The organism is Vibrio sp. 1562, from assembly GCF_033340155.1.
GTDB classification, from domain to species: Bacteria; Pseudomonadota; Gammaproteobacteria; order Enterobacterales; family Vibrionaceae; genus Vibrio; species Vibrio alginolyticus.
Window position 1 is genome coordinate 1 of the sequence record NZ_JAWOVY010000082.1, and the last position, 495, is coordinate 495.

Consider the following 495-nt stretch of genomic DNA (forward strand, 5'->3'; position numbering starts at 1 on the left):
TATTGCATTTCTGGTAGGTGCTGACGAATTGCTGCTTGGCTCAATTTTAGAACCTATCGGAGGTGATCTTGGTGTTCCACCGAGCCAGGTGACACTCTTTATTACGGCGTATAGTCTAGCGATTGCGTTTTGTGCGCCTTATTTAGGGCGTTGGTCGGATCGAGTAGGGCGTCTTCGCCTTATGCTGCCTGCTTGTTTCGTTTTTGGCATCTCCTCGATTCTGACTGGCTTGGTTAGCCAGTTTGAATGGGCTTTAGCCACTCGTGTTGTTACGGGCATTGCTAGCGCAGGAATGCTGCCAATCGCATTTGCGTTGGCTGGTGATGCAAAAGGTGGGCGCTCGATGCGGCAGATTGTGATGGTGCAAGCTGGATTGACATTAGGAATGATAACCAGCCCTGCTATCGGCGCACTGATCACTCAGCTCTTATCATGGCGAGCTGCTTTTATCATCTTAGGGATGGCGGCACTTGCTGTTGGGGCCTTAGTTTGGGG

Annotated in this window: 1 protein-coding gene; it reads left to right on the forward strand. The window is 50.9% G+C overall.

What is annotated here, in order from left to right; all coding sequences use genetic code 11:
• Nucleotide 1: 1 nt before the first annotated feature.
• Nucleotides 2-495: MFS transporter (locus R7Z49_RS23295; RefSeq protein WP_318112106.1), on the forward strand; the 494-nt coding region annotated here is incomplete at its 3' end.